Origin of the sequence: Actinoplanes sp. NPDC049118 (assembly GCF_040648555.1) — a bacterium.
In the GTDB taxonomy this organism is placed as follows: Bacteria; Actinomycetota; Actinomycetes; order Mycobacteriales; family Micromonosporaceae; genus Actinoplanes.
In genome coordinates this window covers 92,991-111,653 of the sequence record NZ_JBEZDY010000001.1, presented here as the reverse complement: position 1 = coordinate 111,653, position 18,663 = coordinate 92,991, and the positions used below count along the sequence as shown (strand labels likewise).

Annotated in this window: 15 protein-coding genes; 10 read left to right on the top strand and 5 right to left on the bottom strand. The window is 72.6% G+C overall.

All coding sequences use genetic code 11. The features are described from left to right. Nucleotides 1-6 precede the first annotated feature (6 nt). Nucleotides 7-1,914: a discoidin domain-containing protein gene (locus AB0B58_RS00465; RefSeq protein ID WP_360215022.1), complete on the bottom strand. Its 1,908-nt coding sequence runs from the start codon at nt 1,912-1,914 to the stop codon at nt 7-9. A gap of 121 nt (nt 1,915-2,035) precedes the next feature. Between AB0B58_RS00465 and AB0B58_RS00460 the strand changes: the two genes are divergently transcribed. The 3 genes from AB0B58_RS00460 (at nt 2,036) to AB0B58_RS00450 (ending at nt 7,228) form a co-directional block, all read left to right on the top strand. Then, nucleotides 2,036-3,082: a substrate-binding domain-containing protein gene (locus AB0B58_RS00460; protein WP_360215019.1), complete on the top strand. Its 1,047-nt coding sequence runs from the start codon at nt 2,036-2,038 to the stop codon at nt 3,080-3,082. Further along, on the top strand, nt 3,079-4,122 hold the full coding sequence (locus AB0B58_RS00455) for a Gfo/Idh/MocA family oxidoreductase (protein WP_360215016.1): 1,044 nt from the start codon (nt 3,079-3,081) through the stop codon (nt 4,120-4,122). Before AB0B58_RS00460 ends, AB0B58_RS00455 begins: the two co-directional genes overlap by 4 nt. A 91-nt stretch (nt 4,123-4,213) precedes the next feature. Beyond that, nucleotides 4,214-7,228 carry a bifunctional diguanylate cyclase/phosphodiesterase gene (locus AB0B58_RS00450; protein ID WP_360215013.1) on the top strand — a complete coding sequence of 1,005 codons (3,015 nt, stop codon included), beginning with the start codon at nt 4,214-4,216 and terminating at the stop codon, nt 7,226-7,228. Nucleotides 7,229-7,832: 604 nt separating this feature from the next. On the opposite strand, the gene AB0B58_RS00445 is transcribed toward AB0B58_RS00450, so the two are convergent. Beyond that, entirely contained in the window at nt 7,833-8,054 is a 222-nt protein-coding gene (locus AB0B58_RS00445; protein ID WP_360215010.1) for a hypothetical protein, read from the bottom strand. A gap of 649 nt (nt 8,055-8,703) precedes the next feature. On the opposite strand from AB0B58_RS00445, the gene AB0B58_RS00440 reads away from it, so the two are divergent. The 3 genes from AB0B58_RS00440 to AB0B58_RS00430 are packed head-to-tail and all read left to right on the top strand — an operon-like array spanning nt 8,704 to nt 11,684. Then, nucleotides 8,704-9,687, top strand: coding sequence for a hypothetical protein (locus AB0B58_RS00440; RefSeq protein ID WP_360215007.1), 984 nt, complete (start codon nt 8,704-8,706; stop codon nt 9,685-9,687). Then, entirely contained in the window at nt 9,684-10,223 is a 540-nt protein-coding gene (locus AB0B58_RS00435; RefSeq protein ID WP_360215004.1) for an ATP-binding protein, read from the top strand. The genes AB0B58_RS00440 and AB0B58_RS00435 overlap by 4 nt, the downstream gene beginning before the upstream one ends. An 18-nt stretch (nt 10,224-10,241) precedes the next feature. Beyond that, nucleotides 10,242-11,684 carry an ASCH domain-containing protein gene (locus tag AB0B58_RS00430; protein ID WP_360215001.1) on the top strand — a complete coding sequence of 481 codons (1,443 nt, stop codon included), beginning with the start codon at nt 10,242-10,244 and terminating at the stop codon, nt 11,682-11,684. Between the two features lie 320 nt (nt 11,685-12,004). Here the strand turns inward: AB0B58_RS00430 and AB0B58_RS00425 are convergent, their stop codons facing one another. After that, nucleotides 12,005-12,475 carry a hypothetical protein gene (locus tag AB0B58_RS00425; protein WP_360214998.1) on the bottom strand — a complete coding sequence of 157 codons (471 nt, stop codon included), beginning with the start codon at nt 12,473-12,475 and terminating at the stop codon, nt 12,005-12,007. A 26-nt stretch (nt 12,476-12,501) separates the two neighbouring features. Between AB0B58_RS00425 and AB0B58_RS00420 the strand changes: the two genes are divergently transcribed. Then, complete coding sequence (locus tag AB0B58_RS00420) at nt 12,502-13,173, top strand: GNAT family N-acetyltransferase (RefSeq protein ID WP_360214995.1); 672 nt, start codon at nt 12,502-12,504, stop codon at nt 13,171-13,173. Here the strand turns inward: AB0B58_RS00420 and AB0B58_RS00415 are convergent. Continuing rightward, nucleotides 13,170-13,481 carry an acyl-CoA dehydrogenase family protein gene (locus tag AB0B58_RS00415; protein WP_360214992.1) on the bottom strand — a complete coding sequence of 104 codons (312 nt, stop codon included), beginning with the start codon at nt 13,479-13,481 and terminating at the stop codon, nt 13,170-13,172. The two genes, AB0B58_RS00420 and AB0B58_RS00415, sit on opposite strands and share 4 nt — an antisense overlap. 198 nt (nt 13,482-13,679) lie before the next feature. Between AB0B58_RS00415 and AB0B58_RS00410 the strand changes: the two genes are divergently transcribed. The 3 genes from AB0B58_RS00410 to AB0B58_RS00400 are packed head-to-tail and all read left to right on the top strand — an operon-like array spanning nt 13,680 to nt 16,482. Further along, complete coding sequence (locus AB0B58_RS00410) at nt 13,680-14,699, top strand: permease (RefSeq protein ID WP_360216200.1); 1,020 nt, start codon at nt 13,680-13,682, stop codon at nt 14,697-14,699. Continuing rightward, complete coding sequence (locus tag AB0B58_RS00405; RefSeq protein ID WP_360214989.1) at nt 14,696-15,406, top strand: TIGR03943 family putative permease subunit; 711 nt, start codon at nt 14,696-14,698, stop codon at nt 15,404-15,406. The genes AB0B58_RS00410 and AB0B58_RS00405 overlap by 4 nt, the downstream gene beginning before the upstream one ends. Further along, entirely contained in the window at nt 15,403-16,482 is a 1,080-nt protein-coding gene (locus AB0B58_RS00400; protein WP_360214986.1) for a hypothetical protein, read from the top strand. The genes AB0B58_RS00405 and AB0B58_RS00400 overlap by 4 nt, the downstream gene beginning before the upstream one ends. 25 nt (nt 16,483-16,507) lie before the next feature. On the opposite strand, the gene AB0B58_RS00395 is transcribed toward AB0B58_RS00400, so the two are convergent. Then, nucleotides 16,508-18,604 carry a PhoX family phosphatase gene (locus tag AB0B58_RS00395; RefSeq protein ID WP_360214983.1) on the bottom strand — a complete coding sequence of 699 codons (2,097 nt, stop codon included), beginning with the start codon at nt 18,602-18,604 and terminating at the stop codon, nt 16,508-16,510. Nucleotides 18,605-18,663 lie beyond the last annotated feature (59 nt).

Sequence of the window (18,663 nt, the reverse complement as noted above, 5' to 3'; positions counted from 1 at the left end):
GCAGGCTCACCGGTAGATGCGCAGATCCGCGATGCTCCACCAGCTCCCGCTGCTGCCGGTCGACGTGACGCGCAGGAAGCGGGCCCGGGTGGGCGGCACGTCGACGTTGGTCAGCTGGCCGGTGCCCTCGCCCCGGGCCAGGGTGCGCCAGCCGGTGCCGTCGGTGCTGGCGGAGAGCGTCCACCCGCGGGCGTAGTCGCCGGTGTGGCCGCCGCTGTCGATCGCCACTCGGCGCAGCCATCGGGTCGCGCCAAGGTCGACCCGCAGGTATTGCCCCGGTTCCTGCGGCGCGCCGCTGGACCAGCGGGTGGAGCCGTCGCCGTCGACCGCGGCCGCCGGGGTCTCGCCCGCCGGCGAGGCGGTGGCGGTCGCGCCCTCGATCGGCACGAGGTCCAGGTCCGGGTCCAGGCCGCGCGGCCAGGTGAAGGTGGCCAGGGCGCCGCCCGGGAGCGTGTAGGAGAACGAGCGGTCGCCGACGGCCACCGCGAAGGTGCGCGGGTCGTCGTTCTCGTTGTGCACCACCAGGGCGGTGGAGCCGTCCGGGTTGCGGAACGCCACGTCCATGATCTGGCCGTTCCAGCCGGTGGTGCCGAACGACGTGCTGGCGACGCGGTACGCACCCGGCTTCACGAACTTCGCCAGGTGCCCGATCGTGAAGTACTCGGCGTCGCGGGTGACCGAGCCGTCGGCCTGCAGGGTCAGCAGGCCGGTGCAGGTGCCGCAGCCGCCCAGGTGCGGGCCGCCGGTGCTGTCCAGGGCGATGTTCCAGTTCACGATGGACTTCGCCCAGTTGCGGGTGGTGCCGATGGCAAGGGTCCGGGCGTGCCAGGTGAGCGTGCCCCGGAAGATCTGCTCGGGGGTGTCGTTCTCGCCGTGCGAGCCGGAGCACTCGGTGAACCAGATGCCCTTGTCCGGGTACGCCTCGTGCAGCGCGGTCTGGGCGCTCGGTTCGCCCGAGTAGCAGTGGTAGGCGGTGCCGGCGAGCCACCTGCCGGCCGGCGAGTCCAGCAGCCGATACGGGTAGTCGGTCTCCGGATCCTCGCCCGGCGGGGTGGTGGCGACGTCGCCCGGGTGCGTGGCCCAGTTGTGGTCGTAGCCGAGGATCCGGGTGCGCGGGCTGGCCCGGCGCAGCAGCGGGCCGAGCGCCTCGATGACCTTCGCCGCCTGAGCGACGGGCACCGCGGCGCCCGGATAGCCGCCGTCGTGCCGGTTCTGCGGCTCGTTCTGGACCGTCAGGTAGTCGATCGGCACCCCGGCCTTCGCGTACTCCTGCACGTACCGGACCAGGTAGCGGGCGTAGGCGTCGTAGATACGCGGTTCGTCCTTCAGGTGCCCGCCGATCAGCGAGCCGCTCGTCTTCATCCACGCCGGGGGGCTCCACGGCGTACCCATGATCGTCAGTTGCGGGTTGAGCTCCCGCGCCCGGCGCAGCAGCGGCAGGATCTGGGCCCGGTCGTGCGCGATGCTGAAGTGCCGCAGCGCGAAGTCGGTCTCGCCGGCCGGCACGTCGTCGTAGCTGTAGTGCGCGGACGTCGCGGTGAAGTCGGAGGAGCCGACCGGCTGGCGCAGGAAGCTGACGCCGATGCCGTCGCGCGGGTCGAACAGCGAACGCATCGCCCGGTCGCGCGCGGCGGGGTCGAGGCGGTGGAGCACGCTCGCGGCCGAGTCGGTCAGCGACGCGCCGAAGCCGTCCATGCGCTGGTAGCGGGTGCCGGGATCGACGGTGATGGTGGTCTCGGCGCTGCCGCCGCGGGCGAACGTCGCGGGAGCCCGCTCGTGCAGCTGCTCGGCCCGGTCCGTGGTGGTCACCCAGACCCGGGCCTGCGGCGCGCGGCCGCCGTGCGCCTGCGCGGGTGCCGTCGTCAGGATCAGTAGGGCGGCGCCGGCCGCCGCACCGAATGCTCGCCGTCTCATGGGCCTGCTCCCTGTCCGCCGCCGTGTAACAAATGGAACAAGAGTTTTCGTTTCCATCGACAGGAAACAATCTCGAAACCCCTCTGTCAAGACCTCGAGCACGTCGGTACGCTGTGGAAACATGAAACAAGGCGATGTAACAAATTCGGGGCGCAACACCGTCCGGGACGTCGCCGCCGCGGCGGGCGTGTCCATCGCCACCGTCTCGCGCGTGCTGAACGGCCGCGGCAACGTCGCCCCCGAGACCCGCGAGCTGGTGGAGAGCACCGTGGCCCGGCTGCGCGGCCCCGGGCCGAGACCCCGCGGCCCGGCCCGGCCGATTGCGGGCTCGGTCTTCGTGCGCTGCCCGTACGTGCTGACGGACTACTTCGGCGTGATCGTCTCCTCCATCGCCGAGACCCTGCTGCTGTACGGGCGCCCGCTCGTGCTCGACGCCGGGGAGTCCGCACAGCGCTCCCCCGTGCTGCCGAGGCTGCCCGGCCGCTCGGGCCTGGCGGGCGCGGTCCTGATCCTGCCGCCGGAGCCCGCGGCCGACATCGAGGCGCTGCGCACCCACCGGTTCCCGTTCGTCGTGGTCGATCCCCGGCTACCGCCGCCGCGCGACGTCGTCGCCGTGTCCGCCGCGCACGCCGCCGGTGCGCGCAGCCTCACCGCGCACCTCACCGGGCTCGGCCACCGGCGGATCGGGGTGGTGGCGGGCCCGCGCGAGTGGCTGGCCAGCGACGCCCGGCTGGCCGGGCACAACGCCGCCCTGGCCGACGCGGGGGTCCTGAGCGCACCCGGCCTGATCCGGCACGTCGAGCCGACCGTCGAGTGGGGGCGGCGCGCCGCCGGCGAGCTGCTCGACCTGCCCGAACGCCCCACCGCCCTGGTCGGCTTCAACGACAAGGCCGCCGTCGGCGCGCTGCAGGCGGCCGGCGCCCGGGGACTGCGGGTGCCGCACGACGTCTCGGTCGCGGGCTTCGACGACATCGACCTGAGCCGGGCCACCACCCCTATGCTCACCACCGTGCGCCAGCCCCTCGCGGAGCTCGGCCGGATGGCGGTGTCCCTGCTGGCCCGCCTGCTGGAACGCCACGAACTGGAGGCGCTGCACGTCGAGCTCGCCACCGAGCTGGTGGTGCGGGACTCCACCGGGGCCGTCGCCGCGGATATGGTGCGCCGGTGACCTCGTTCGCGGTGGTGGGCGCCGGCTGGCGCGCCGAGATGTTCTGGCGGATCGCCGCCGGCATCCCCCTGGAATGCGTGGGCGCTGTGGTGCGCGGCCCGCGCGACCTGCCGGTGCCGACGTTCGCCTCGCTGGCCGAGTGCGTGGAGCGGGCGGCGCCGGACTTCGTGGTGATCGCCGTGCCGTGGCAGGCGGGGCCCGCGTTGATCGTCGAGGCGGTCGAGCGCGGCCTGCCGGTGCTGGCCGAGACTCCCCCCGCGCCGGACGTCGCGGGCCTGCGGGAGCTGTGGGCCGCCGTCGGCGGGTCCGGGCTGGTGCAGGTCGCCGAGCAGTACCTGCTGATGCCCTCGCACGCCGCCCGCCTCGCGGCCGTGCGCTCCGGCCTCATCGGCGTCGCCACCCAGGTGCAGGTCTCCTCGACACACCAGTACCACGCGGTCTCGCTGATCCGCGGGATGCTCGGGGCCGGGCGCGGGCCGGCGAGCGTGCGAGCGAGCCGCACCACGGCGCCGCTGGTCGACCCGCTGACCCGCGACGGCTGGACCGACGACCACGACCCGAGGCCCGCGACCACGACCGTCGCCACCCTCGACTTCGGCGACGGGCGCTCGGGGCTCTACGACTTCACCGACAACCAGTGGCACAACCAGCTGCGCTTCCGCCGCCTGCTGGTCCGCGGCAGCCACGGCGAACTGCGCGACGACGAGGTGGTCCGACTCCCCGCGCCCCGCACGGTGGTGCGCACCGCGCTGGTACGCCGCCAGACGGGCTACGACCTGGACCTGGACGGCTTCGACACCGACACGATCACGCTCGGCGGCGAGGTGCTCTACCGCAACCCGTACCCGGGGCGCCGGTGGAGCGACGAGGAGATCGCCATAGCGACGCTGCTCGACGCCACCGCCGCCTGGGTCCGCGGTGCCGCCACGGCGCCGTACCCGCTGGCCGACGGCGCACAGGACCACCTGCTCGCGCTCGCGATCGAGGAGGCCGCCGACACCGACCGCACCGTCACCACCGGCACCGAGCCCTGGGCGTAATCCGGTTGCGAAGGGCCGCCCGCGTTCAGCGTGGGTGACGACACACCGATCGGAGAGGTGGACAGGCCGCCGTCTTCCGATCGGAGCCCGAATGACCACGCGACCCGCTCGCGCGTGCTTCACGGCGTGGATGGCCGTGCTGACCGCCGCCACCTACGCCTGGCCGCAGTGGCACGCCTTCACGTGGGCCCTGATCGGGCTCTCCGGCGCCGCGGCGATCGTCGTCGGCGTCCGGGTGAACCGGCCCGCCCGCCGCCTGCCGTGGTATCTGATCGCGGTCACCCTGGTGCTCTTCGTCGCCGCCGACACCGTCCGCTACGCAAACGCCGCGCTGGGCCTGGTCACGTCCTTCCCGGGCCTGTCCGACGTGCTCTACCTGCTGGGCTACTCCCTGCTCGCGGCCGGGCTGACGATCTTCATCCGGGTCCGCTCGGGCGGCGCGAACAGGGCCGCGCTGCTCGACGCGCTCGTGCCGACGGTGGGCCTCGGGCTGCTCGCCTGGATCTACCTGATCGCGCCTTACACGCTGGTCACCGACCTGGCGCTGCACGAGAAGGCATTCGCCGTCGGGTACCCGCTCGGCGACGCCCTGGCACTCGCCCTGATGCTGCGCCTGCTCACCGCCCCGGGCCGCAAGCCGCTCGCGGTACACCTGCTGTCCGTGAGCATCGTCGGCGTGCTGGTCTCCGACGTCGTCTACGGCATGGCCCGCCTCGACGGCGACTGGGCCTTCGGCGGCCCGGTCGTCCTGGGTCTGATCGTCTTCTACGCCACCGCCGGCTATGCCGCGCTGCACCCGTCGATGATCCAGCTCACCGACGCCGCGCCCGGCACGGGCACCGTCGAGACCGGCGGCCGCCGCCTGTTCCTCATGACCGTCGCCGCGCTGATCGCCCCGGCCGTCCTGCTCACCCAGCACCTCAACGGCGGCGTCGTCAACGCGCCCGTCATCGCGGCCGTCTCCGCGCTGATGTTCCTGCTGGTGATGGGCCGCGTCGGCGGGCTGCTCGCCGACCAGCGTCAGACCAACCTGCGCGAGAGCGCCCTGCGCCGCGCCAATGCCGCGCTCTCGGCCGCGACGACCGAGGACGACATCGTGACGGCGATCCGGACCGCGATCGGCGAGTTGATGCCGGCCGGCCGGCGCTACCGCCTGACCTTCGGCGAGCCGGCACCGATCGAGCACGCGGCGGCGGCCGAGGTGGGCATCAGCCTGGTGCCCGCGCCCGGGTACGGCTCCAACCACGCCCTGCGCGCCGGGATGGTCCTACCCGGCAGCCCGCCGCGGCTGGGCTCGGTCCACCTGGCCGCGCCGGCGCCCGTCCTGCGCGCCGTGATGCCCGCCGTCCAGTCGCTGTTCGATCAGATCACCATGGTGGTCGAGCGGATCGACATGGCCGGCGAGATCAGCCGGCGCGACGGCGAGACCTACTTCCGCACCCTGATCCAGAGCGCGTCCGACGTCATCCTGATCGTCGGCGACGACGACCGGATCCGGTACGCGAGCCCGTCCGCGACCACCGTCTTCGGCTGGACCGAGCTGCAGGGCCGGCCGCTGGCCGGCCTGATCGCCGACACCCACCACCCGGCCCTGTCCGACGCGCTGGCCCGGGCCCGCTCGGGCCACGGCGAGTCCGAGGCCGACCTCACCGCGGTCTGCGCCGACCGGAGGCTGCGCCAGGTCGAGTGCGCCAGCCGGGACCTGCGCGACGACCCGACCGTCGCCGGCCTCGTGCTGACCGTCCGGGACGTCACCGAGCGCCGCGGGCTCGAGAACGACCTGGCCCATCAGGCCTTCCACGACGGGCTCACCGGGCTCGCCAACCGGGTGCTGTTCCGCGACCGCCTCGAGCAGTCGTTCGCCCGCTCCGAGCAGGAGGCGGGCAAGATCGGCGTGCTCTTCGTCGACCTCGACGACTTCAAGGAGGTCAACGACACCCTCGGGCACGCCGTCGGCGACCAGTTGCTGATCGTCATCGGCCAGCGGATCACGCACGCCATCGGAGCCTCGAACACGGCGGCCCGGATGGGCGGCGACGAGTTCGCCATCCTCATCGAGGACGCCACCGACCCGGCCGTGGCCGAGGAGGTCGCCGAGCGCATCGTCGTCGCGCTGTCCGAACCCGTCGAGGTGAGCGACGGCATGGGCGGCACACACCTGCTCAACGGTGCGGCCAGCGTCGGCGTGGCGACCAGCCACGACGCGACCAGCCCGACCGAGCTGCAGCGCCACGCCGACCTCGCCCTCTACCTGGCCAAGGGCGTCGGCAAGGGCACCTGGCAGCGCTACCGCACCGAACTGCACACCGAGATGGTCGAGCGGCTCGCGCTGCGCACCTCGCTGCTCGAGGCGATCGACGCCGAGCAGTTCGTGCTGCAGTACCAGCCGATCGTCGACCTGCGCACCCGCGCCGCCGTCGGCGTCGAGTCGCTGGTGCGCTGGCAACACCCCGAGCGCGGCTCGCTCAGCCCGGCACACTTCATCGAGCTCGCCGAGGAGAGCGGCGCCGTCGTCCGCCTCGGCGCCTGGGTGCTGCGCGAGGCGCTGCAGCAGTTCGCCTCCTGGCGCGCCGCGGACCCGGACCTCGCGCTGGGCTACGTCAGCGTCAACGTCTCCGCCCGGCAGTTCCGCCAGCCCGGCTTCGTCGACCAGGTCCGCCGGGCCCTCGACGACGCCGGCGCCCGGCCCGAATGGCTGCTGCTGGAGATCACCGAGAGCCTGGTGCTGCGCGACGCCGACCAGGTCTGGGCCGACCTGCGGGCGCTGCGCGCGCTCGGCGTGCGGATCGCGATCGACGACTTCGGCACCGGCTACTCGTCCCTGAGCTACCTGCGGCACATGCCGGTCGACGTGTTGAAGATCGACAAGTCCTTCATCGACGACATCCTGGCCAGCAGGCAGCAGCGCGCCCTGGTCGACGCGATCGTCACGCTGGCGCAGAACCTGGACCTGGCGGTCGTGGCCGAGGGCGTCGAGGACGGCGCGCAGCGGGCGCTGCTCGAGCGGATGGGCTGCCCGTACGGGCAGGGCTACCTGTTCTCCGAGCCCGTCTGGCCGGCCGAGGTCCCGGCGCTGCTCGGCCGCCCGGTGGCCGTCGCGGCCTGAAGGCGGCGCAACCCCACCGCGCCGGCATTCGGGAGCGTCGAGCCGGGGCCGCCGCACGGCGGTTCCGCACGGCGGTTCCGCACGGCGGTTCCGCACGGCGGTTCCGCACGGCGGTTCCGCACGGCGGTTCCGCACGGCGGTTCCGCACGGCGGCCGGTCCGGACCTGCCGGCTGGACGGCGCGTCATCGCCCCGGGTCAGGCCGAGCAGGTCGGTGGCGAGGCCGGCCAGTATGCCGAGGACGCGCGCAGGGCTTACGGAGCTGGGTGCCCGCAGGGCGCGCAGGAAAGACCACGGGTGGCGGGCCCCGGAAGTCCGCCGACGACAAGATCGGCGACCGATCCTGCAGGCGGCCCGGTGTCGAGGCCGTTCGGGGCGGCAGGCTGGCGGCCCAACCGGGCCCGATGTCGCCGAGGTGGGCCGCTTCCTGGACGTCAACCAGATCGCCATGAAGGACGACAAGGACGCGGTCGTCGTGGCCCTGTTCAATCTTTGCTACGACGACTTCCGCGCCGCGGACTACCGACAAACCCCGGCACCCGCGGGGGCTCCGACGGCCGAGCCCTCTCCCCGGCACGGAGAGGGCTCACCGATCGAGGTTCGCGTCAGACGTGCTGGGTGGTCGTCGTACCCGGGTGCCGGGCTGCGGTGGCCGCGGTGACGAACCGGCCGGTGCCGGCGCCGCGGTTGACGGTCTGGCTGTTCCTCGTGCCGCGTCCGACGCGTTCGGTCGTCGTGGTCCGCGGCGACCGGGCCGCGGTGCGGCCGCTGACGAACCGACCGGTGCTCGCGCTACGGGACACGCTGCGGGAACCGCCTCGAGCCATGTGGATCATCTCCTTCGGTGGTTGCGGTCTCGGTTGAACCGCTCTTGCCGTAGTGGCCACGGTCTCGTTGGCGAGTTCCTCGGCGACGTCGGGCCGGCTGAGTGACTCGGGGGCGGCTCGGGCAGGCCGGCGCCGCGCTCACGGCACTTGCCGAAGATGGCGCCCTTGCGGATCCAGACCACCGTCACGGCGTACCCGTAGCGGGCCAGCTCGGTGGCGAACAAGTCGTAGTCGCGGCCCGTGAAGCCAGACCGGCTCAGCCAGTCGACCAGGTCGGCGTCCTGGCGAGGCGTTCCCGACGGATAGAGCGCGGACGGTTTCGTCCAGGTCGTGGTCTTCGCGGGTGTCGGCGAAATCGGCGAGCCAGGAGGCGGGGACAGCGACGTCGCGGCGGGTCGGTTCCCGTGGTAGTCCCGATCCCGCCACACCGTCCGTCGGCTCGTCGGCTTCCGAGTGCATGGCGCCTTTCTCGGTGCGGTGCGTCCGTTGAAGGACTCACCGGACGTCCTCTCCTGTGTGCGGCCGCGCCGATTACCCGCCACTCTCCTTTCCAAGATTTTTAACCGCGACTGGGCATTTTCTGGGCATATCTACTGGGCATTTTCTGGGCATCTCTGGTTGACTGGTAGGTGGAACCCGAGGAGGTCCCATGTCGATCGCCCCTCATCTCGCCGAGACGCCCGACGACGTTCACGAGGCGATGATCGCCGCGTTGCGCCTGCTGCTGCGTCCTGGCCTGCCCTTCGCTCCCGAGCTTGTCGACGATGTGTTGCTCGAGCTGCCCGGTGTCCGGGCGCGGGCGACGAACCCGGATGACCGTGATTCTCGAGCGGCCGCGTTCGAGGGTCTGCTGCGCTGGTGCCTGGCCCGCTTCGGCGACGAGTCCCTAACCGACGCGGTTCGCGCCCTGTTCGGGATCCGGCCGGGGGTGAGCGGGACGACGCTGACCCAGCGGCGCGAGATCGCCTCGGCGGCGTCCGGACACGAGGTGCACCACTTCCGCAAACGGATCGAGCCGCGCCTGCTCGGCCAGCTGGCCTGGGCGCTGCGCCGCGACAGCGACGAGTACACGATGACCCGGGCGGTCGCCCCGCCGCTGGCGCCAGCGTCGGCCCGCCCACGGATGCCCGCCGACCCGTTCGCATGGGAGTCCGCCGAACACGCCGAGCTGCTGTCACGGCTGTGGAGCGGCGTCTACCTGTTGCGCGCCGAGCTGCTCGGCCTGGCCCGGGCGCGCAGTATGCGCGCCGAACCCGCCGCCCTGGTCACCGCGGCGTGCACGGCGCTGCGCCGGTACGCGCAACTGCTCGCCCTCGCACAGCGCTACCGGGCCGCGTACGGCGACGTCCTGCTGCACGCCGATACCGGCCTCACCCCGGATGGGCTGGCCAACCTCGCCGGCTGGACCCCGACACTCGAGCCAGTCCACCGTCAGGCGCTGGCCGACGCCGCCGACACGACGACGGAACTGGCATTTCTGGCCGCCGTACCCGGCGACGTGACCGCCCACTGGTGCGAGGCTCTGACCGGCTTCAACCCGGGCACCGCCAGCGGCATGACCCCCGAAACCCCCCTGATCCACGCCACCGATCCGAGTAGGAGTGAAACCGAACCCATGAGGAGCACATCGTGACCGCGCAGCGGTACGTCATCACCGGCGGGCCGTCCGCTGGCAAGGAGGCCGTGTTCGCCGAATTGGACGACCGCGGGCTGCCCATCACCGAGGGCGAACCGGCGAGAGAGATCTACCGCATCCACCGCGCCCGCCTCGGACGCCACCTCGAAGTCGCCGACCGGCGGGCGTACTCCCGCGAGGTGCTGGAGGCGTTCATCACCGAGTACCGCGGCCACGTCGACGGCCTGCACTTCTACAACCGAGGCATCCCCGACGGCGACGGCTGGGACCGGGCGTTCGGCCTGGAGCCCTACCCGGAGCTGCGGGCGGCCACCGACAAGTTCCGCTACGACGGGGTGTTCATCCTCGACCCACTCGACGACTTCAACAGCGAGGACGACCTGGTCTGGGCCAAGGAACGCGAGATCGTCCGCGTCCACCAGCTGATCATCCAGGGCTACTACGACGCCGGCTACTCGCCGATCTTCGTGCCGGCCAACGACGCCGGCGCCCGCGTCGACTTCATCCTCGCCAACGTGCCCACCGCCATGTAGAGCTGGAGGACCCGCGCAGTGACCACTCCCGGAATCGAGCTCGTCAGCCCGAACAACGTCACCGCCAACGCCATGCTCCGCGCCGTCGACATGATCCGCCCACGCCTGCAGGCGACCCGCCCCGAGCGGGTCGCCCTGACGGTCGGCACGCAGATCAACGGAGCGCCGCACCTGGGCACCAGCTTGGTACAGACCGCCGCGTTCCTGCTCGCCAAGGCGATCCGCCGCACCTTTAACGTCGACGCGGTGGTCCGTTTCGGCGCGCTCGACAACGCCCCGCACGACATCCGGCTCGACCCGGAAACCCTGCACTCGTACCAGCAGACCTACTTCCACGCGCTGGGCAAGACGCAGATCGGGGAGCTGATCGAGCGCTACTACCGGGCGTTCTTCGACTCCCTCGCCGACGCGACCGGCGTCGACTACGAAGTCGAGACCTACACCGAGCAGCAGGAACAACCAGCGTTCCGGGCCGAATTCCTGCACACCCTCGACCGCCTCGAAACCATCCGGTGGCCGCTCGCCCCGTCGCACGGCGTGGTGCACATCCGAATCCCGTGCCTGCAGTGCGGCTGGGCCGAGAAACGCGCCGAACGGACCAAGGTCGTCGTGCACCGGCGCATGGACGCCACGTTCGCCGCCGTCTGCACCGACCACGGCCCGTACGAGGTGAACGTCGCCGCCGACGGCGGCGGCTACCTCGACCTGGCCACCCTGTACCGCAACCTCGTCAAGGAACGCGTCCTGGCCCGCGACCCGGTCACCCTGTCGGTCATGGTCAAGGGCGGCGACTGGGCGTTCGGATGCCAGCTCGTCGACGAAGCCCACCAGCAACTCGGCGGCCTGCTCGCCCCACCACGGATCTTCACCCCGATGGTGCTCACCGACACCGGCGCGAAGCTGTCCAAGAGCCTCATCCGCGAAGGCCGCGTCGCCCTGCCGCCCGGTACCCAGCCGTGGATGCTCGACAGCACCGCCTGGACCGGCGGCGTCGACGACTATGTCGACACCCTCGTCTGGCTGGTGTCGAAGTTCCTGTCCGACCCGAAGCACTTCTACCGCAGCTACACCACCCAGGAGCTGAACCGGATCATGACCGCGCACCCCGTCACCGAAGCCCCGCCGCGGGCCCGGGAGATGAACCTCTACCGCCGCTACTTCGACCTACTCGCAGCCGGCCGCAAGACCATCGAGGTCCGCGTCCAGTACCCGAACCTGCGCAACCTCGCCGCAGGCCAGCTCATACGGTTCGTCTGCGGCCGTGACGAGGCCCTTACCAAGGTCAAACGAGTAGCCCGGTACGAGTCGTTCGAGCAGATGCTCGACGCCGAAGGGCCGTCCAAGGTCAACCCCGACAGTCCGAAGCACCAGCAACTCGCCAACATCCGCCGAATCTACGGCCCCGAGAAGGAAGCCCTCGGCGTACTCGCCATCGAGGTCGAGCTGATCCCCCGGCCCTGATCTCTCCGCAGACCTCGGCATATGCGCCAGTCCGCCCCGCTGAGGGCGACTGGCCATTTCCTGGCAAGCCGGCAAGTTCCGCCAGCCCGGCTTCGTCGACCAGGTCCGCCGCGCCCTCGACGACGCCGGCGCCCGGTCCGAATGGCTGCTGCTGGGGATCACCGAGAACCTGGTCCTGCGCGACGCTGACCAGGTCTGGGTCGGCCTGAGGGCGGCCCGTGCTGGGGCAGGGCTACCTGTTCTCCGAGCCCGTCTGGCCGGCCGAGATCCCGGCGCTGCTCGGCCGCCCGGTGGCCGTCGCGGCCTGACGGGTGCCGTGCTCAGGTGGCCTTCACCGGCAGCCGGGAGCTCAGAAAACGCAGGTACTCCTCGTAGTTCAGCGGATTGCCGTCGAGCCGGGGCCGCCGCACGGCGGTTCCGCGCAGCGGCCGGTCCGTACCCGGACGGCTCGACAGCGCGCCCTCGCCCCGGGTCAGGCCGGGCACGGCGGCGGCGAGCTCGGGAACCAGCCGGACCGGCAGGTCACCCGTCACGGTCCAGGCGGCGCCGCTCTCCTCGGAGCCCGTCACGTCGGCGCCGAGGCCGGCCAGCTTGCCCAGGACGGCGCTCAGGGTGGCCGCCGGGACCTCGAGCTCGAACGCCGCGCAGGGCTCGCAGATCCGGGTGCCCGCCGCCCGCAGGGCGCGCAGGAAGACCACGGGTGCCAGGCCCCGGAAGTCCGCCGCCGACGAGACCGGCGACCGGGCCCGCCACCGAATTACGGCGCGGGCGGCATAACCGGCTCGCCGCACGCCGGCGGCCCTGAAACAATCCCGGCGTGCAGATCCTGGACAACCCGGCTTGGGCCGCGCTGACCGGTCCGCAGGCGGCCTTCGCCGACCGGTACGGCCGCAGCGCCCGCTTCCCCGCCGACGTCAGCATGTTCGCAGCCCTTGAGGATCCCGCCGACCCGGGCGCGTGGCATGACCTGGGCACCCTGGCCGGCCCCGGCGGCGAGGCGCTGGTGGCGGCGCCGACGCTGACGCCGCCGCCCGGCTGGACCTGGACCGGCGGGGTGCCCGGCGTGCAGCTCGTCGCGGCGTCCGTGGCGGCGGCGCCGGACCCGGAGGCGGTGGTGCTGACCGACGCCGACGTGCCGGAGATCCTCGACCTGGTCGAGCGCACCAGGCCCGGCCCCTTCCGCAAGCGGACCACCCACCTCGGCACCTACCTCGGCATCCGCCGCGACGGCGCGCTGATCGCGATGGCCGGCGAGCGGATGCGACTGCCCGGCTACACCGAGATCTCCGCGGTCTGCACCGACCCGGCCTTCCGCGGCGCGGGCCTGGCCTCGCGGCTGATCCGGGCCGTGTCAGCCGGCATCCAGGAGGGCGGCGCGGTGCCCTTCCTGCACACCGCCGCGCAGAACACGGGCGCGATCCGCCTCTACGAGCAGTTGGGCTTCGTCCTGCGCACCGACATCGAGTTCGCCTCCTACCGTATTCCCTAAAGCTGGCCGTGGTTCGGCGGCTGTACGCCGGCCAGCTCCCAGGCCGCCAGGTGGTGGTACTTCCAGTCCGCCGGGTCGTGGACGCTGTGCGTGCGGGCGTTGCGCCAGTGCCGGTCCAGGTCGTACTTCGCCGCCGTCGAGCTCGTGCCGCACATCGCGAACAGCTCCGACGCGGTCTCGACCGCGACCTCGCCGGCGAAGGCCTTGGCGCCCGCGTCCCGGTCGCGCCGGACGACGCCGGGGGCGAGCGCCGCGGCGACCCGGGCGGCGGCGGCGAGGGCGGCTTCGTGCGAGGCGATGGCGGTCACGGGCAGATCTTAGGGGCCGGTGCCGGGCGCGGGTCGGCGACACACATTGTCAGATGTGCATATATGCATATGTGCAGCTCACCATGGATAACTCACCCGTTAGCGGAGCGGTGGAGAACCGGCGGTACCCGGTAGGGTGGGCCGCGCCCGCCGACCGCACCGCGACCCGGAGTGACCCCCTTGACCGCAACCGACGGCATGACCGACCGCCTCGGCACCCGTCCGGAGGCCGATCCCGAGTCCACCGCCGCGCCGCAGCCCCCGCCACGGGGGCGCCGGTTCGGCTCCGTGGAACTGCTCGCCGTCCTGTTGGTGCTGCTCGTCGTCGTCCGTGACCCGCTCGCCGCGCTGATCTCCGATCCGCGGCTGCAGACCTGGACGACGGTCTTCGTCTCGGTGCTGGTGCAGGCGGTGCCGTTCCTGGTCTTCGGCGTCGTGCTCTCCGCGGTCATCGCCGTCTTCGTGCCGCGCTCGTTCTGGGCGAGGGCACTGCCGAAGCACCCCGCGCTCGCGGTGCCCGCCGCGGGGCTGGCCGGGGTGGTACTGCCCGGCTGCGAGTGCGGCAGCGTGCCCATCGCCGGATCGCTGATCCGCCGGGGCGTCACCCCGGCGGCCGCGCTCGCGTTCCTGCTGGCCGCGCCCGCCATCAACCCGATCGTGCTGACCGCCACCGCGGTCGCCTTCCCGGGCAACCCCGAGATGGTCGTCGCCCGCGCCGGAGCCAGCCTGGTCGTCGCCGTGGCCATGGGCTGGCTCTGGCTGCGGCTGGGCAAGACCGAGTGGATCAAAATGCCGCCCCGGCCGCACGAGGACGGCTCCCGGCTGAAGGCGTTCGTCGCCGCCTGCCGGCACGACGTGATGCACGCGGGCGGCTTCCTGGTGCTCGGCGCGGCGGCGGCCGCCACGATCAACGTGGTCGTCCCGGAGGCCTGGCTGCAGCGCGTGGCCGACAACCCGGTCCTGTCGATCATCGCGCTGGCGGTGCTCGCCGTGCTGCTGTCGATCTGCAGCGAGGCGGACGCGTTCGTCGCCGCGTCGCTGTCGCAGTTCTCGCTCACCTCGCGGCTGGTCTTCCTGGTGGTCGGGCCGATGGTCGACCTCAAACTGATCGCCATGCAGACCGGCGTCTTCGGCCGCCGGTTCGCGATCCGCTTCGCGCCCGCGACGTTCGCGGCGGCGGTCCTGGTCGGCGCCGGCGTCGGGGCGGTGCTGCTGTGAACCGGCAGGCCCAGGCCGTGATCATGTTGCTCTTCGGTGGCGCCGTCCTCAAGGCGAGCCTCTCCGACCTCTACCTGCGCTACGTCAAGGAGGCCCTGCAGCCGTTCCTGATCGGCGCGGGGATCCTGCTGGTCGCCGCCGCGGTCCTGACCCTCTGGTACGACCTGCGGGGCGGAGGCGACCAGCACGACGGGCACGGGCACCACCACGAGCCGCGGGTCGGCTGGCTGCTCCTGCTCCCGGTGCTCGGCCTGCTGCTGGTGGCGCCGCCCGCGCTGGGCTCGTACGCGGCCGGCCAGTCGGGCACGGTGCTCACCGCGCCGGGCTCGGACTCCGACTACCCCGCCCTGCCGGCCGGCGACCCGGTCGACGTCGGACTGCTCGACTACGCGTCCCGGGCCGTCTTCGACGGCGGCCGCAGCCTGACCGGCCGCACCGTGCGGCTGACCGGCTTCGTGACCCCGGGCCCGGACGGCGAGCCGATGCTGGCCCGCATGGTGGTGTCCTGCTGCGCCGCCGACGGCCGGCCGATCAAGGTCGGCCTCGACGGCGACACCCGGGTCACCGCCGCGCCCGACACCTGGGTGCAGGTCGTCGGCGCCTGGACCAGCCGGGTCGCCAAGGACCCGGTCAACCAGGCCGAGGTCCCGTATCTCCAGGTCACCGGCTGGCAGGAGATCACCGCACCGAAGCAGCAGTACGAGTGAGGGCCGCCCGCGGTATCGCCGGGACGGCGGTCGCGCTCGCCGCCGGAGCCGCGCTGCTCGCTTTCACCCCGGACGACGAGCAGGCCGCGCCGCCGACTGGGCCCGTACCGCTCGCCACGGCGTGGCCCGGCGCGCAGCGGGCCGACATCGCCGGAAACCTGGGCGACGGGCCGATCTTCGCGCCGGGCGTCTTCCTCGACGCCCGCACCGGCGTCGGTACCGCGCCGACCCCGGACGGGACCGCGGTACGCCTGCTGGTGCGCAACGCGGACGGCTCCATCCGCGAACTGCGCCGCCGCCCGCTCGGGTCGAACCCGGAGTTCGGCAACCTCACCGTCGACGGCGAGGACCTGGCCTGGACCGAGTCCGCCGACGGCGTGCCGGTGGAGATCTGGACGGCCAGGACCACCGGCGGCCCGGCCCGGCGGCTGACCACCGACACCGGCAACGCGCTGTTCTTCGGCTCCCAGTGGGACCTGGTGATCGCCGACGGCGAGGTGCACTGGGCCGCGGCCGCCCCCGAGGGCGAGAAAGTCACCGAGATCCGTTCGGTCGCGCTGGCCGGCGGTGCGGTCCGCAGCCGCGAGGAGCCCGGCATCTGGGCGCTGTCGGCCTGGCCGTGGCTGGCCGAGAACGGCGGCGAGGACCGCTCCGGGACGACCCGGCTGCGCAACCTGGCGGCCAACCGCGACACCCGGGTGCGGACCACCGGTGCCGAGTTGGCGACCTGTGGCCCGCTCTGGTGCCGGGTGCAGGTGATGACCGGCGACGGCCAGGCCCGCATCGACGTGATGCACCCGGACGGCTCGGCCCGGCAGCGCATCGCCGGCGGGTCGGCGAGCGCGGCCATCGCCGACGTGGCGGTGCTGGACCGCTTCGAGATCCTCTCCGAGCCCGGCCCGGACTCCGACCTGAACGGCAACGCGGGGCTGCTGGTCTACGACATCGCGGCGGCGCGCACGGTCGGCATCGGCGCGGCCGTGAACGGAGCGTTCAGCCGCAACGGCGTGCTGTGGTGGGCCACCGGCGACCAGGACACGCTGGTCTGGCACACCGTCGACCTGCGTACGGTGTAGCTCGCCCGCGCCGGGCAGCCCCGGCTCAGCTGCCGATCGCGCCGCCGTCCACGCGCCAGGTCACCACGACCGCCGGCTTGGCGAAGTCGCCGTCCGGCCACGTCGAGGCCGGATCGTCCAGCGTCGCGCCGGTGATCTCGCCGGGGTGCTGCACGGCGACGAAGACCGAGCGGTCGTCGCCGGTGATCAACGGGCCGCACGTCTCCGCGCCCGGCGGCACGGTGAGGAACTGCTTGAGGTGGCCGCGCTCCGAACCCTCGATCGCGGTGGCGAACAGGCCGTCGTTGGCGCCGAGTGCGTTGCCGTCGGTGGAGATCCACAGGTTGCCCGCGCTGTCGAACGCCACGTTGTCCGGACACGAGATCGGCGACACCGCCGCCTTGTCGTAACCCGCGAAGTAGGTCGACGGGTCGGCCGGGTCGCCGCAGACGATCGGCAGCGACCAGGTGAACGACTCCGCCGTGTTGTCGCCGCGGTCCTCGACCAGCTCGAAGATGTGCCCGTGCCGGTTGGCGTTGCGCGGATTCGCCTCGTCCGCGCCGGCGAAGGTGCCGACGCCGCGGTTGGTGTTGTTGGTCATCGCCGCATACACCTTGCCGGTCAGCAGGCTCGGCTGCACGTCCTCCGGCCGGTCCATCTTGGTGGCACCGACGGCGTCCCCGGCGAGCCGCGCGAAGGTCAGCACCTCCACCGCGGACATCCCCGGCACGTACGAGCGCTCCCCCGACACCAGCCGGATCCACCGCCCGGTGCCGTCGAAGGCGCCGTCGGACGGCAGCCGGCCCGAGCCGTCGATCTCGGACGCCGGACTGTCGCCGGTGACCTTGGCGACGTACAGCGTGCCGGACTCCAGCAGCGTCAGATTGTGCCGGCGTGCCGAGGCCGACCCGCCGGGCCGGAACTCCCGGTCGGAGACGAACTTGTACAGGTAGTCGAAGCGCTCGTCGTCGCCCATGTACGCGACGACGCGGCCGTTGCGGGCCACGATGACGTTGGCGCCCTCGTGCTTGAAACGCCCCAGCGCGGTGTGCTTACGCGGCCGCGAACCGGGCTCGAAGGGGTCGACCTCGACGATCCAGCCGAAGCGGTGCGCCTCGTTCGGGTGCAGGGCCAGGTCGAACCGCGGCTGCGCCCGGTCCCAGCGCCGCGAGCCGCTCGGCACCCGGACCGTCGTGGAGATCCCGTACCGCGCCAGCTTCGGCTTGAGCTCGGCCGGTGCCGCGTCCCCGCCGACGAAGTACTGGTTGAAGTTCTCCTCGCCCGACAACACCGTGCCCCACGGCGTGACCCCACCCGAGCAGTTGTTCAACGTACCGATCGGGGTGGTGCCCCTCGGATCCGCCGCCGTACGCAGCAGGCCCGCCCCAGCGGCCGGCCCGGTGAACCGGAACGGCGTGTCCAGCATGGTGATCCGCCGGTTGTACGGCCGGTGCCGGCCGCCGACCGGTCGCCACTGCCCCGTGCCGCCGACCCGCTCCAACTCCACCACGGACATCCCGTGCGCGGCCATGGCCACCCGGACCTGCTCGACCGTGAGCGCCTCCTGGCTGGTGAAGCCCGGGAACATCAGCTCCTCGTTGGTGTACTCGTGGTTCGCCACCAGCAGCGCGCGCCGCCCGTCGCGGCCCAGCGGCAGCACGCCGATGAAGTCGTTGTTGTAGCCGAACTGCGCCGACTGCCGCTGCGCCGTCTGGCGGCGCACGTCGAGGCCGGGCACGCCGGGCAGGATCGGATCGCCCCAGCGGATCACCACGGTCGAGTCGTAGCCGTTCGGCACGATCAGGCTGTCGAGCTCGTTCGGCGGGATCGGCTTGAACGTCAGGGCGCCCGCGCGGCCGGGGGCGTCCGGCGGCGGCACGGCCTCCGCGGTGGCGGCCTCGACACCGACGGCGTCCGCCGGTGCGGCCGCGGTGGCGCCGAAGCCGAGCACGAGCGCGCCGACGGCGCCGGCGCGCACGACGCCGCGCCGCGTCAGCGCGGTGTTGACCACATCACCGAGGTACGGGTTGGCGGACTCGTTCGGCACCGGATGGTCGCAGGCGTTGCCGCAGCGGTACAGGCAGGTCTTCGCGTCACGGCCACGGTGTCCCAGGATCGGAAGCAGGCGGGGTTCTTCGGTCACCGGACTGATCTCCTCACAAGGCGTCGTTGCATCGTGGTGGATCGATGACCTGACGTTAA

Bases quoted from the DNA above. Each gene is read 5' to 3' on its own strand.
- AB0B58_RS00465 (WP_360215022.1), bottom strand. From the start codon at position 1,914: ATGAGACGGCGAGCATTCGGTGCGGCGGCCGGCGCCGCCCTACTGATC.
- AB0B58_RS00460 (WP_360215019.1), top strand. From the start codon at position 2,036: ATGAAACAAGGCGATGTAACAAATTCGGGGCGCAACACCGTCCGGGAC.
- AB0B58_RS00450 (WP_360215013.1), top strand. From the start codon at position 4,214: ATGACCACGCGACCCGCTCGCGCGTGCTTCACGGCGTGGATGGCCGTG.
- AB0B58_RS00445 (WP_360215010.1), bottom strand. From the start codon at position 8,054: ATGGCTCGAGGCGGTTCCCGCAGCGTGTCCCGTAGCGCGAGCACCGGT.
- AB0B58_RS00440 (WP_360215007.1), top strand. From the start codon at position 8,704: ATGTCGATCGCCCCTCATCTCGCCGAGACGCCCGACGACGTTCACGAG.
- AB0B58_RS00410 (WP_360216200.1), top strand. From the start codon at position 13,680: ATGACCGACCGCCTCGGCACCCGTCCGGAGGCCGATCCCGAGTCCACC.